We start from the raw sequence: 14309 nt of genomic DNA, 5'->3' as shown, positions 1-14309 counted from the left end.
GTAGGCCGGATAAGGCATTAGCCGCCATCCGGCAATAATCACTTGAGGGCGGTTGCTTTCAACGTTACTGTGGCCCTGTCTGTTGCCAGCAAGGGATTCACATGTATCACGACGTCAGCCACCTTATCTCCCGCCTGATTAACGGTCCCCTCCCGCTGCGGCAGGTGTGTTTCGCCAGCACCAACGGTTCAATGCCGGAATTAGCCTATCAGGTTGATTTTCCCCGTCTGGAAATTGTACTGGAAGGCGAGTTTGCTGATGTCAGCATCGGAAACAAACTTACCTCTGGTGATGTGCTGTACGTCCCGGCAGGTGGTTGGAATCTCCCGCAGTGGCACACGCCGGTCACCACGCTCAGCATCCTGTTCGGCAAACAGCAGTTAGGTTTCAGCATCGTTCAGTGGGATGGAAAACAATGTCAAAACCTCGCCAAACAACACGTTGCGCGGCGCGGACCGCGTATTGGCTCCTTCCTGCTGCAAACGCTACATGAGATGCAGATGCAGCCACAGGAGCAACAAACGGCTAGGTTGATCGTCGCCAGTCTGTTAAGCCACTGTCGCGATCTGCTGGGCAGCCAGATCCAGACCGCGTCGCGTAGTCAGGCGCTTTTCGACGCTATTCGCGACTATATCGACGAACGCTACGCCTCGCCGCTGACCCGCGAATCCGTCGCCCAGGCATTCTACATTTCACCGAATTACCTCTCACACCTGTTTCAGAAAACCGGGGCGATTGGTTTTAACGAGTATCTGAACCATACGCGACTGGAACACGCTAAGGCGCTGCTGAAGGGTTACGACCTGAAGGTGAAAGAAGTGGCACACTCCTGTGGATTTGTCGACAGTAACTACTTCTGTCGCCTGTTTCGTAAGAATACAGAGCGTTCTCCGTCAGAGTATCGTCGGCAATATCACAGCCAGTTAACGGAAAAAAAGGCACATCGGCAGTGAAGCCGTTGCGTAGCGACACAGACTGAGCACAAATCCATCATTTACTGGATTTTTGTAATATTCAAGAACCCTCAAAACTCTCTATACCCCAGAATAAACCCATAGCTAATTAACATGTGATGTATCTCTCACTTTGACAGATACATTACATTTATCCAGTTTTTGGCAGATTTGTCAGATAGCGCACGACTGTAAAACGCTCTTATCCTGTACGCAGAACAGCATTCCGGCAACGGGCGGCTAACCGAATATTAAGAGGGTGTTTTGTATGGAACTGTACCTGGATACCGCCAACGTGGCGGAAGTTGAACGTCTGGCACGCATCTTCCCGATTGCTGGCGTCACTACCAACCCAAGCATCGTGGCGGCAAGTAAAGAGTCCATCTGGGAGGTACTGCCGCGTCTGCAAAAGGCAATAGGCAAAGACGGCATTCTGTTCGCGCAGACCATGAGCCGTGATGCGCAGGGGATGGTGGAAGAAGCTAAGCGCCTGAGTCTCGCCGTACCAGGTATCGTCGTTAAAATCCCGGTCACCGCCGAAGGTCTGGCGGCCATCAAGCAGCTGAAAAAAGAAGGTATTACCACCTTAGGCACCGCCGTGTACAGCGCAGCGCAAGGACTGCTGGCCGCGCTGGCGGGAGCAAAATATGTCGCCCCTTATGTGAACCGTGTTGACGCCCAGGGCGGAGACGGTATCCGCACGGTACAGGAACTGCAAACATTGCTGGAGCTGCATGCACCAAACAGCATGGTGCTGGCAGCCAGCTTTAAAACGCCACGCCAGGCGCTGGATTGCTTACTGGCAGGATGTGAAGCAATCACCCTGCCATTAGATGTAGCGCAACAAATGCTCAATACCCCTGCGGTAGAGTCTGCAATAGAGAAGTTTGAGCAGGACTGGAACAACGCATTTGGTCGGATCACTCTTTAAGGAGATAACGTATGGATCGCATTATTCAATCACCGGGTAAATACATCCAGGGTGCCGATGTTATTACTCGTCTTGGCAGTTACCTCAAACCACTGGCGGAACGCTGGCTGGTTGTTGGAGACAAATTTGTCTTAGGCTTTGCCCAACCCGCCCTGGAAAAAAGCTTCCAGGATGCCGGTCTGGCGCTGGAAATCGCCCCGTTTGGCGGCGAATGTTCACAAAACGAAATCGATCGCCTGCGCGGCGTCGCGGAACAAGCGCAGTGTGGCGCGGTATTAGGCATTGGTGGCGGTAAAACGCTGGATACCGCCAAAGCACTGGCCCACTTTATGGGCGTGCCGGTTGCCATTGCACCGACCATTGCCTCAACCGATGCCCCCTGCAGCGCGCTGTCGGTAATTTACACCGATGCAGGTGAGTTCGATCGCTATCTGCTGCTGCCGAACAACCCGGACCGGGTCATTGTGGATACCAAAATTGTCGCCGGGGCACCGGCTCGTTTACTTGCCGCCGGCATTGGCGATGCGCTGGCAACCTGGTTTGAAGCCCGCGCCTGTTCACGCAGCGGCGCCACCACCATGGCCGGTGGTCAGTGTACTCAGGCGGCACTGGCGCTAGCCGAGCTGTGCTACAACACGCTGATCGAAGAAGGCGAAAAAGCGATGCTGGCCGCCGAGCAGCACGTGGTGACCCCAGCACTGGAGCGCGTGATTGAAGCCAACACCTACCTGAGCGGCGTCGGTTTTGAAAGCGGTGGGCTGGCCGCAGCACATGCTATTCACAACGGCCTGACGGCCATCCCGGATGCACATCACTATTATCACGGTGAAAAAGTGGCATTCGGTACGTTAACGCAGTTAGTACTGGAAAATGCGCCGGTAGAAGAAATTGAAACCGTGGCGGCACTGTGCCACTCCGTTGGTCTGCCAATCACCCTTGCCCAACTGGATATCAAGCAGGATATTCCGGCCAAAATGCGCATCGTGGCCGAAGCAGCCTGTGCCGAAGGCGAAACCATTCACAACATGCCTGGCGGAGCCACGCCGGATCAGGTTTACGCCGCGCTGCTGGTGGCAGATCAGTACGGTCAGCGATTCCTGCAAGAGTGGGAATAAGCACGGTTTGACCGGATGGCGGCTTCGCCTTATCCGGCCATACCTAACGGCCAATAAAAATCCCCGCAATTGCGGGGATTTTCTGTATGCCATCCGGCCTCTTGCTTTACAGCAAGTCGAAACGGTCCAGATTCATCACTTTCACCCATGCCGCGACAAAGTCTTTCACAAACTTCTCGTGGGCATCGCTGCAGGCATACACTTCAGCCACAGCACGCAGGACCGAGTTAGAGCCAAACACCAGGTCAGCGCGGGTTGCCGTGTACTTCACTTCGCCGCTCAGACGGTCGCGACCTTCAAACAGCTCCTGTGACGCATCAACCGCCTTCCACTCATGACGCATATCCAGCAGATTGACAAAGAAGTCAGTGCTGAGCACGCCTGGGCGATCGGTAAAGACGCCATGCTGGCTACCATCGAAGTTTGTTCCCAGCACACGCATACCGCCCACCAGCACGGTCATTTCCGGCGGGGTTAACGTCAGTTGCTGCGCTTTATCGATCAGCAGCGACTCGGTGGTCGAAACCTCAGGACGGGAACGATAATTACGGAAACCATCGGCAATCGGCTTGAGCAGTTCAAACATCTCAATATCAGTCTGATCCTGACGCGCATCCGCACGGCCCGGCGCAAAAGGTACATTGATACTGACACCTGCCGCGCTTGCCGCCTTCTCCACACCAACGACGCCTGCCAGCACGATGATATCGGCTAACGAGGCGGTATGCGCCGATTTATAAATACCTTCCAGCACCGGCAGAACACGGGCTGCCGTCGCATTCACATCCCAGCCGCGTTGCGGATTCAGCGCCAGACGCGCCCCGTTAGCCCCGCCGCGTTTATCGCCCCCGCGGAACGTTGACGCAGAAGCCCATGCCACCGACACCAACTCGCCCACAGAAAGCCCGGAAGCCGCAATGGTCGCCTTCAGGTTAAGGATATCTTCTTCGCTTGGGTTGAAGAACGCGTGCGGCAGCGGATCCTGCCAAATCAGATCTTCCTGCGGGACTTCTGGTCCAATGTAACGTGATTTTGGCCCCATATCCCGGTGCGTCAGCTTAAACCACGCGCGAGCAAAGGCTTCGTTAAACGCCTGCGGATCGTTGAGGAAACGACGGGAGATCTTCTCGAATTCCGGATCAAAACGCAGCGTCAGATCGGTAACCAGCATCGTCGGCTTACGTTTTTTCGACGGATCAAACGGATCCGGAATAATTTCAGGGGCATCGACCGCTTCAAACTGGATAGCACCGGCCGGGCTGCGGGTCTGTACCCATTCGTATTTGAACAGGTTCTCGAAGAAATAGTTGCTCCACTGGGTCGGCGTTTGCGTCCAGACCACTTCCAGACCGGAGGTGATGTTGTCTGCGCCCACACCGCTGCCGTAGCTGCTGGCCCAACCTAAGCCTTGGGCCTCAATCGGTGCTGATTCTGGATCGGGGCCGACGTGCGATGCAGGACCTGCACCGTGGGTTTTACCCAACGTATGACCACCGCCAATCAGCGCCACAGTTTCTTCGTCATTCATCCCCATGTTGCCGAAGGTGGCACGAATCGCTGCTGCCGCGGAAAGCGGTTCACCGCTGTGATCCGGCCCTTCCGGGTTCACGTAGATAAGTCCCATCTCAGTCGCACCCAGCGGGGCTTTCGCCAGCTCTTCCGGATGGCGGTGCGTCAACCAGGCTTTTTCGTCACCCCAGTTCACATCAAGATCCGGTTCCCATACGTCTTCACGACCGGCACCAAAGCCAAAGGTACGGAAGCCGGAGTTCTCCAGCGCCACGTTACCCGCGAGGATAAACAGGTCGGCCCAGGAAATTTTCTGACCATACTTTTGCTTAACAGGCCACAACAAACGACGGGCTTTATCCAGGCTCACGTTGTCCGGCCAGGAGTTCAGTGGCGCAAAACGCTGCTGTCCGCGACCTGCGCCACCGCGTCCATCAATGGAGCGATAGGTCCCTGCGCCGTGCCATGCCATACGGATAAACAAACCGGCATACGTGCCCCAGTCAGCGGGCCACCACGGTTGAGATTCGGACAGGAGGGCTCTGAGATCCCCTTTCAGGGCAGAATAGTCGAGTTTGCTAAATTCTTTGCGGTAATTGAAATCTTCACCCAATGGGTTCGAACGGTTGGAGTGTTGGTTCAAAAGGTCTACGCGGAGTTGATTCGGCCACCAGTCGCGGTTATTTCTTCCTGCTCCCGCGCTGGGATCGTGACCGCCTTGATGGAAAGGACACTTACCGGCAGTTGATGCGTTTTGGCTATCGTCGGACATGCTCATCTATATGCTCCCTTTACAGTGTTCTAGCTACGATATACACCACCAGAGATAAGATATAGTCGAAAAAACCCACAGATTCGATAGCTAAATCCTTTTATATTTTTAGTTACAGAGATGTAGATCAAAATGATCAACAAAAAGCCCTCCGTAGAGGGCTGATGTTACAATTAAGCAGGCCTGACGCCCAGCGTATGGCATATCGCGTAGCTCATCTCGGCGCGGTTGAGCGTATAGAAATGGAAATCTTTCACCCCTTCACGGCTTAAAATCTTCACCATGTCCATGGCAATGTTAGCGCCCACCAGCTTGCGGGTTTCCGCGTCATCATCCAGACCGTCAAACATCGTCGACATCCAGGAAGGGATGCGCACGTTGGTCATGTCAGCGAATTTTTTCGCCTGCTTAAAATTAGAGACCGGCAGGATACCCGGGATAATTTCCACATCGATACCTGCGGTTACGCAGCGGTCACGAAAACGCAGATAGCTTTCCACGTCGAAGAAAAACTGGGTGATCGCGCGATTCGCTCCGGCGTCGACCTTACGCTTCAGGTTGAGCAGATCGGCCTGGGCGCTTTTCGCTTCCGGGTGGACTTCCGGATAGGCCGCAACAGAGATATCAAAGTCTGCCACTTCTTTGAGTAACCCAACCAGATCGGCGGCGTACATATCCGGTTTGCCACTGCCTGGCGGCAGGTCGCCGCGCAGGGCCACAATATGACGAATCCCGTTGTTCCAGTAATCCTGAGCGATAGTTCGCAGCTCGTCGCGAGTAGCATCAATACAGGTCAGGTGCGGGGCGGCTTCAAGACCGGTGCGATCCTTAATCCCCTTAATGATGCTGTGCGTGCGGTCACGCTCACCGGAGTTTGCGCCGTAGGTCACGGAGACAAACTTGGGCTTCAGACTGCTCAGGCGATCGATTGAGTTCCACAGTGTTTGCTCCATTTCACTGGTGCGCGGCGGGAAAAACTCAAACGAAACGTTAATCTGACCCTGGACTTCAGCCAGGCTCTGATTCAGGGCTTCCCGCTGGTTGGCGTGAAAAAAGCTCATACCTTACCTCATCAATCTTTTGTCGTTATATGTTGTGTTGTGAACTGCTATACGTTTAGACGTCTAGATGTAAAAATGACGGAAAAGCGCCGTAACGTCAACATAAAAATCATCGTGAAAGGTGAGGAATACTCAGTGAAGATGAAAATAATTCACTTTAGCGTGCAGAAAGGAAGGACGCCGAGAGTAATGAAGGAAGCCATTGCAGGCGAGATTCTTGTTCAGGCGGTAATATCAGTCCGACAGTGATGCACAATTCCGTGTCGCATAGCGGACGAAAAACCACTCCCTGCCGCTGGATAGCTGCAAACGATGCCGGAAACAGGCTCACCCCCTCGCCACGCGCAATACGCGCGAGCAGAACATCATGCTCCAGCGGCTCTTCAATACAGACAGGCGAGTAGCCTGCGTGGCGGAAAATAGCGCGCGTGTAGTCGAAGAACGCCGGGTTTCGCTCACGCTTAAACCAAAACAAGGGTCGAGAGTTAAGCGCGCGGAGCGCCAGCGAATCCGCATCGGCTTCCGGCCAGTGGGCAGGTAGGGCGGCAATTAACGGTTCCTGCCACGCCAGCGGGATCACGGTGAGTCCGGCGCTCTGCAGCGGCAACGCCACCAGGGCCGCATCCAGTTTTCCACGCCGTACCTGACGCACGAGCTCAGGTGAGCCATGGCGTACAATATTCAACGCCGCAACACGCGTCGCGAGTTGGCTTTCCAGCGAGGCGAAAATCCCCTGCTCAAATGCGGTAGTCAATCCAAAGCGTAGCGACTGTGTACTGGTTTGCCCAAGCTTGCTCAATTGCGCATACGTTTCATCTTGTTGTGCCAACAACGGGCGGACAATCTCCAGCACGCGCACGCCTTCATCCGTGAGCGTCAGACCTTTGGTATGACGGATAAAAAGCGTCACTCCCAGCCGATCTTCAAGCTGGCGAATATGGCGGCTGAGCGGCGGTTGCGACATAAACAAGCGCTGCGCCGCGCGGCTCATATTGTTCTCTTGTGCCACCACCACGAAGTAGCGCAGCAGGCGGATATCCAGAGAGTGAAGCGGGGAAGCAGTCATACCGAAAAGGTATCACGGAATCGGTATTATCCAAATCATTCTGCGCGCCCTATTCTCTCGTCATACCGTAACTACCGAGGGAATTATCATGCTTTCAGAACGCTTTATTACCGGACAGAACATGTTGCAACAGGTTGATGGTAAAGGCGGCGACGCCGTCGTCGAGAGCCTGAAAGATATTGCGCCGGACTTCGCTCGTTACCTGATCGAGTTTCCTTTTGGCGATATCTACGCTCGTCCGGGGCTGGATTTACGCAGTCGGGAAATAGCCACCGTCGCCGCGCTCACGGCGCTGGGAAATGCCGCACCGCAGCTGAAAGTGCACATTGCCGCCGCGCTGCACGTCGGGTTAACGCAGGAGGAGATTACTGAAGTAATGATGCAGATGGCAGTATATGCGGGCTTTCCCGCTGCGCTAAACGGGCTGTTCGCCGCAAAAGAGGTGTTTGCCTCGCACAAAGGTTAAAATAACAGGCCAGCGGATACTCTGCTGGCCTGAACTCGTTACGGTTTCACATCTTCCACACGCATGCCTTTGAGTTGCTCATCCGTCAGCGTATTTCCCGCTTTGAAGTAATCAACAACCGCATTAGAGACATAGTAACCGCCGGAGGTATTACGCGCTTTACCTTCGGTAAATGCGCTAAAACCATCGCCACCATCTGCCAGGAAGCTGTTGGTCACAATATGGTAAACCGTAGCATCCTCAATCGGCTTGCCGTTTAACGTCAATACAGTAACCCGCTGACCGGCCGGTTTGCTGCTGTCGTACTTCATCTCCAGCCCTTTGGATACCTGCAACACGCCATTACTTAAACTCGCGCCGTGCTCCATCAAGCTACGCAACTGCTTACCTGTAAGCTCCATCGTTGCCAGTTCATTAGGGAACGGGAAGGTGCTAATGACCGCGCCCATGGTGATGGCGCCCGCCGGGATTTCATTGCGAATACCGCCTGAGTTAGTAAGCGCCAACTGGGTATCTTTACCTGCCGCCACCAGCAGCGCATCCGCCGCCAGATTTCCCAGCGAAGAAGATTCACCGTAAGCACGGGTCAGCTCAACGGGAGAGTTTGCGACCGTTTGTTGTACAACTTTATCGAGCTTTTTGTTCCAGCCATCAATGACTTGTTTGGTCTGCGGGTCTGGCTGCCACTCATCAGCAAAAATGGTCTTTAGCTCGAAGTTCTTCACGGTAAATTGATGCGGTTTCTGCTGATAATCCAGCACCAGTTTACCGACATCAATACCGCCGCTGTCAGTAGACAAGATCAGAGTATTGCCCACTTTAATCGGCTCCGGCGTCCCGACATGCGCATGCCCGGTGATCAGGATATCCAGCCCATGCACCTGACCCGCGGTCTGGATGTCTTTATCCAACGCACGGCGTACGTCAGTGCTCCCCTGGCTGGACTGACGCGCCGGCGTGCCTTCATGGATCAGTGCCACGGTCAGATCCACTTTGCCTTTCAGCTCATCAATATAGCGTTGCAGCCACTTCACCTCATCCCGCGCTTCAATGCCAACGCGCGTCGAAGCAGAAACCGTATCGTCAAAGGCAAACACGCCGTGCAGACCAATCACGCCAATCTTCACGCCATCTTTTTCAATAATGGTGTAAGGCTTATCCCAGAAGGCCTTGCTGCTGTTCTGATAGAAAATATTGCCCTGAACAATCGGGAATTTTGCCTGGCTGAGTTGCAGTAGCGTGTTATCCCAGCCATGATCGAACTCATGGTTACCCATGGTAACAGCATCAAAGTCCATGGTGTTCATAATGTCGATAATGGCTTTACCCTTGGTCATACTGCTGATGTAAGGCCCCGTAAAGTAATCGCCCGCATCAAAAAACCAGGTCGCTTTATTGCTGGCCTTCTCCTGTTTAACCATCGTCGTGATATTCGCCCAACCGCCAATATCGCGCGCGCCATTGGCAATCCACGGCACCTTATAAGGTTCAACGTGGGCATGGAGATCGTTGGTGTAGATAATCGTGACATCTTTGGCACTCGCCCAGAGAGGCAAAGAGACCAGAGCGCCGATAGCAAGCATTTTTAACTTCATAATCAATCCCTTTCAGTCATATAAAGATCCGCTACGTTACGTTCTGATAGGTTTTATTATGTGAGAAAACTCACATCCACCGGTGATAGTTGCAGGTCAAAATCAACGACCATTAAAAATCGTTGGTAATAAGATGTCTTCTTTGTTCACCATCAATTGCTGCAAGTCATTTAGCTGTCGCAATCTGGGGCTGGCAAGCTCACCAGATTACGATCAGCCAGATTATCGGCTGGGGTATGCCGCGCTGCACTGCCGGGCATGCGGAAGTTATCCGCCGCTGTTTAACGAGGAACAGTTCCGACTCTGGCTGTCGGCCTATTTAGCGGATTCTGCAGCTAATAGCGGTCATTTTTGCTCAAGTTGTTACCAACGGGGCCCAATCCGCTATGGCCGAAATCCTCAGGGCAGTCAGCGCGTTCAGTGTCGGGCGTGTAAAAAGGTCTGGACGCCCAAACGACAGCCGCTCACACTTTTTGAGCCGCCAGAACAAATCGCGACGGTTCCGTTGATCGTGCCTTTTCAAGGCGCCAGCGCCGACCAGAAACTTTATGTATTGCTCAGCTTTGATGCTATTCGTGGCAATATTCTGCATGTTTCCAGCAATTTTACCCCCTATCCCATTGGTGACACATTACGTTACCGCTGGCGCGGCATTGGCGAGGCAACTGCAACGCATGACGATATTGTTCAGCGTGTGGCTCAGCGAGAAAGTCAGTTTTTACGCCGCAACCAATTTGATGAAATCCAGTACGGCAGCGCCGAACTCAAACGCAACGCCAGCGGCGCTATTTTGCGCCCGGTCATTGCCGCGCACGGCCATTTTCGGGTACTGAGCCATCTCTGGCCGCAGGTAAAAACGCACATTATCACCCATGAATGTTTTCTACGCGGCGCCGCAATTACCGCATGGGCGGAACAGTTTCGCGAGCACCGCGCCTCGCTGTGGTTTATTGATGAAGAGATCGATGACAATACGTGTCTACTCCCCTGGCGGCTGCGGGGTAAAACGTATCAGGGATGGTGGCGAAACCAGTGGCAGATTTGGGAACAAGGCACTAACCGTAAAATGGTTAGCGCCCTGACTCATTCCTGTTTAGCTACGGGGGAAACGATTAGCCTGACAGCTAGCGGTATTTTTATCTTCTGGCTACAGCAGCAGCCTAAATTCAGGCAATGTGCGCAATTCTCGGCCAACAGTGTAAGCCAAATCATAACCTCGTATTGCAGCCAGTATAATGACCAGTTAGTCCGATTCCATACCCCACTATCTGTATGAATTTAGTGCCTAAAGGTAGCATTATGTTGTGCCAAATATGATGACATTACAGGAGTGAGAAAATGGAACTTTCTATACCAGGGTTGAGGGGGCGAAAATGGACTTGCGCAGACTTATTGAGCAGTTATCGTTTCTGGAGCATATTTACATTATTTATCCTAATATCAATAATATGTACATTAGGCTCCACATATAATATGTATTTCTGGCAATCATCACTGGGGATCACGCCTAAGGCATCCGGCCTTATTATAGCTTTCGGACAGTTGGGAACGTTAATGGGCTTTATGTTGGCCTGGTTCCTGTGCCGATTAAAAAACCGATACTCGTTGTATATTATTGCGCTTTTATTGGTAGCAGGCACAGTAATCACCTTTCTGGTAAAAGACGCATCCGGCCTAACTTTACTTACCATCGGACAATTTTTAATTGCCGCAAGCCAGGGGGCAATCTCGCTATTGCTACCGGCGTTAATTGCCGTCGCGACGGGCAGCATTGAAATATTCGTGATTATATTTGGCCTCTGTTCATTAATTAAATTATTAACAAGCACCTACCTTATTGCCTTCATTTTTCAGGCTGCGCCAGAAAATATTTTGCTAATGCCACCTACGCTGGCAATTGTGGCATTAGTTCTCACGCTGCCGATAAAAAACTCGCTATTTTTTGCCCCACCACCAGAGCGGAAATCATCAACCCAACGTCCTGAACGCGCAGAGCCAGCCTTCATGGCACTCCTCGCATTAATAATCCCATTCTATATGGTGTATTGGTTCGTAAAAATACACCGTGAAATACAGTTCGTAAAACCGTCGTCTCAATTAATGACGGCGTTCGGCGCAGGATGGGTATCGGTACTGATGCCGTTTGGTTGCGCCATATTATGCATGACACTCAACGATGAACTTCTGTCATTATCAAAGGAACAGGCTGGGATCAAAACGGGGTGGGTGTTGTTCTGGACGTTACTGTGTCCTCCGCTCGGGGTTGCGCTCATTCAGATAAAAATGAACAATCTCATTGCTGTAAACAACGAGAGCTTAATCTAATAGCCTTTTTCCAGAGAAGTGAGATTAGCAGGTACTCCCCGACATAAAGAGGAGTACCTGTTTTCGACATGTAAAGTGAGATTACAGCAACTGCGCCAGACGATTAATATCCGACTGAATCGCCCCGGCGGTCACATCACGACCCGCCCCCGGCCCACGGATCACCAGCGGGTTATCACGGTACCAGCGGCTTTCGATGGCGAACACGTTATCGCACGGCAGCAGCGCCGCCAGCGGGTGCTCAGGACGGACCGCTTCCACCCCCACACGCGCTTTGCCGTTGGCATCGAAACGTGCCACGTAGCGCAGTACCAGCCCCATTTCACGGGCGGCCTCCAGCCGCTGAACCATCTGCTCATTCAGCTCATCGCCATTTTCAAAGAAATGGTCAATAGAGCCTTCTTCACAGTGCGCAGGTACCAGTGACTCCACGCGAACCTGGTCCGGCTCGATGTCGTAACCCGCTTCACGCGCCAGGATCACCAGCTTGCGCATCACATCTTTACCAGAAAGGTCAACGCGCGGGTCCGGCTCAGTCAGCCCCTGCTGCCACGCCTGATCCACCAGATCGGTAAACGGAACAGAACCGTCAAATTGCAGGAACAGCCACGACAGCGTGCCGGAGAAGATCCCGCTGATCGACAAAATGGTGTCTCCGCTGTCAATCAGATCCCGTACGGTATGATTGATCGGCAATCCGGCACCGACAGTGGCGTTATACAGCCAGTGACGACCGGTTTTCTCAAAGGCGTCGTGGATTTGGCGATACTTATTACTCGTGCTTGCGCCAGCCAGTTTATTGGCGCTAATCACGTGAAAACCGTGGCTGGCGAAATCCAGATACTGATCCGCCAGTTGTTCACTGGCGGTGACGTCCAGCACGACTAAATCGTCATACGGGTGCGCGCGCATCCACAGGAACAAGGATTCTTCATCCTGCTCTACCGCTTCATCATCAAAGAAGGCTAACGCGCGGCTGGCGTCCAGTCCTTCGTAATTCAGCAGGCTACGGCGGCTATCCACCACGCCTGCCAGCACGAATTCAAAACCGGTACGCGCAGACAGCGTGCTCTGCTCACGAGCAAACAGCTCCAGCCAGCGAGAACCGATATTCCCCTTGCCAAACAGCACCAGGCCGATGCGTTTTTCAGCGCGGAAAATTGACTGGTGCAGACCCTGGATCAGGCTTTCGGTCGGGCCAGTACGCAGCACGGCAACCAGGCTGATACCCTCTTCTGACTGCCAGGTAAACTCAACCGGCTGCCCCTTCAGTTGTTGCCAGAAACGGTGGCAGTGCAGCGGGTTACGCGTCACCCCAGCACCCACCATCGCCACCAACGCCAGGCCTTGACGCAAACGCAGCTCGCCCGGCAGGCCTGCTTCATCAAGAATTTTCAGCGCGCCGTCAGCGACTTCAGAGGTGTAGCAAAATTGCAGCAGTTGGCGATCAGGATGCACACCCACCGCCAGCGGACGCACCTGTGCACGTTTTAAAATCTGGTCGATATCTTTGTAAGCCAGCTTAAAGTCCTGACCTGTGGGCACCTGGAACTCAATCAGGCAAACGTCGTCATGGCTGGTGACAATACGCGCCCCGGTACCGGAAGCCAGCACGCGTTCAATGCGCGTCGATCCTTGCTCCGGCGTATAGCTACAGCGCAACTGGAGATCAATATCGCTGCCGGAAACCGGCTGTAAGGTACGGGCATGGAGAACCGGTGCCGCCAGACGCGCCAGTTCGCTGGCTTCATCAAGGCGCAGCAACGGCAGCAAACACGCATCTTTTACTTTGCGCGGATCCGCGCTGTACACCCCGGCGACATCGCTCCAGATAGTCACGCGGGAAACACCCGCCAGTGCGCCAACCTGGGTCGCGGAGTAGTCAGAACCGTTACGCCCCAACAGCACCGTTTCGCCCGCATTACTGCGGCTGATAAATCCGGTCACCACCAGGCGTTTCCCCGGATGCTGCGCCAACAGCTGTTGCAGTAAGGGATACGAAAGGCCTTCATCCACCTGCGGTTGAGCGCCGCGTTCCGCGCGCAAAAACTCGCGCGCATCCAGCCAGGCAGATTCCAGACCCTGCTGGTTAAGTACGGCAGACATCAGACGCGCTGACCACACTTCACCATGCCCGACTACTTCAGCGTAAACCGTATCGTTGACGCCGCCGTCGAGTAAACCGGCCAGACGCTCCAGATCGTGAATAAACTCGCCAATCAGCCCATCGGCCACGTCTGGTGGTAACAGACCGCTAATAAGCTCGCTCTGATAGCGGCGTAACGCCTGCTGAACCTGATGCGCAGAAAGGCGATCGGTCTGGCTTAACTTCAGCCAGCTAATCAACTGGTTAGTGGTACTGCCCGCCGCGGAAACAACCATCATGTCGTCAGGCTGCGAGTACTCAGCCATAATGCCTGCGACACGTAAATAACATTTCACGTCAGCCAGACTACTACCACCAAATTTGTGCAGTTGACGACCCTTCGCCCCTGCCTGCGCAATCACACTCATGT

The 14309-nt window shown here is 53.6% G+C and carries 11 protein-coding genes; 6 read left to right on the top strand and 5 right to left on the bottom strand.

The genetic code is table 11. The features are described from left to right. Positions 1 to 101 precede the first annotated feature (101 nt). The 3 genes from FDW88_RS15130 to gldA all read left to right on the top strand — a co-directional run bounded on the left by FDW88_RS15130 (position 102) and on the right by gldA (position 2999). Positions 102 to 953 carry a helix-turn-helix transcriptional regulator gene (locus tag FDW88_RS15130; RefSeq protein WP_137362864.1) on the top strand — a complete coding sequence of 284 codons (852 nt, stop codon included), beginning with the start codon at positions 102 to 104 and terminating at the stop codon, positions 951 to 953. Positions 954 to 1221: 268 nt separating this feature from the next. After that, positions 1222 to 1884: a fructose-6-phosphate aldolase gene (gene fsa, locus FDW88_RS15125; protein ID WP_137362863.1), complete on the top strand. Its 663-nt coding sequence runs from the start codon at positions 1222 to 1224 to the stop codon at positions 1882 to 1884. 11 nt (positions 1885 to 1895) lie between these two features. Beyond that, positions 1896 to 2999 (top strand): bifunctional L-1,2-propanediol dehydrogenase/glycerol dehydrogenase, encoded by a 1104-nt coding sequence (gene gldA / locus FDW88_RS15120; RefSeq protein ID WP_135912759.1) that lies wholly within the window; start codon positions 1896 to 1898, stop codon positions 2997 to 2999. Between the two features lie 106 nt (positions 3000 to 3105). On the opposite strand, the gene katG is transcribed toward gldA, so the two are convergent. The 3 genes from katG to FDW88_RS15105 form a co-directional block, all read right to left on the bottom strand. Continuing rightward, positions 3106 to 5286, bottom strand: coding sequence for a catalase/peroxidase HPI (katG, locus tag FDW88_RS15115; RefSeq protein ID WP_137362862.1), 2181 nt, complete (start codon positions 5284 to 5286; stop codon positions 3106 to 3108). A gap of 167 nt (positions 5287 to 5453) precedes the next feature. Then, complete coding sequence (metF, locus tag FDW88_RS15110; RefSeq protein ID WP_137362861.1) at positions 5454 to 6341, bottom strand: methylenetetrahydrofolate reductase; 888 nt, start codon at positions 6339 to 6341, stop codon at positions 5454 to 5456. A 157-nt stretch (positions 6342 to 6498) separates the two neighbouring features. After that, entirely contained in the window at positions 6499 to 7407 is a 909-nt protein-coding gene (locus FDW88_RS15105) for a LysR family transcriptional regulator (RefSeq protein WP_137362860.1), read from the bottom strand. Between the two features lie 88 nt (positions 7408 to 7495). Here FDW88_RS15105 and FDW88_RS15100 point away from each other — a divergent pair, with 88 nt between their 5' ends. Then, the gene (locus tag FDW88_RS15100; RefSeq protein ID WP_137362859.1) at positions 7496 to 7873 is read left to right on the top strand and encodes a carboxymuconolactone decarboxylase family protein; all 378 of its coding nucleotides are present in this window, start codon (positions 7496 to 7498) and stop codon (positions 7871 to 7873) included. Between the two features lie 38 nt (positions 7874 to 7911). Here FDW88_RS15100 and FDW88_RS15095 read toward each other — a convergent pair whose 3' ends face one another. Further along, complete coding sequence (locus tag FDW88_RS15095; RefSeq protein ID WP_137362858.1) at positions 7912 to 9468, bottom strand: bifunctional UDP-sugar hydrolase/5'-nucleotidase; 1557 nt, start codon at positions 9466 to 9468, stop codon at positions 7912 to 7914. A gap of 133 nt (positions 9469 to 9601) precedes the next feature. Here FDW88_RS15095 and FDW88_RS15090 point away from each other — a divergent pair, with 133 nt between their 5' ends. Beyond that, positions 9602 to 10744 (top strand): cytoplasmic protein, encoded by a 1143-nt coding sequence (locus tag FDW88_RS15090; RefSeq protein ID WP_137362857.1) that lies wholly within the window; start codon positions 9602 to 9604, stop codon positions 10742 to 10744. 62 nt (positions 10745 to 10806) lie between these two features. Next, a complete protein-coding gene (locus FDW88_RS15085; RefSeq protein WP_137362856.1) occupies positions 10807 to 11793 on the top strand; it encodes an MFS transporter in 987 nt (328 codons plus the stop codon). Between the two features lie 81 nt (positions 11794 to 11874). Here the strand turns inward: FDW88_RS15085 and metL are convergent, their stop codons facing one another. Beyond that, the gene (metL, locus tag FDW88_RS15080; protein WP_115259753.1) at positions 11875 to 14307 is read right to left on the bottom strand and encodes a bifunctional aspartate kinase/homoserine dehydrogenase II; all 2433 of its coding nucleotides are present in this window, start codon (positions 14305 to 14307) and stop codon (positions 11875 to 11877) included. Positions 14308 to 14309 lie beyond the last annotated feature (2 nt).

Origin of the sequence: Citrobacter sp. wls829, assembly GCF_005280825.1 — a bacterium.
Lineage (GTDB): Bacteria > Pseudomonadota > Gammaproteobacteria > Enterobacterales > Enterobacteriaceae > Citrobacter > Citrobacter gillenii.
The sequence above is the reverse complement of the archived record's forward strand: the minus strand, read 5'-3'. Positions and strand labels throughout refer to the sequence as shown.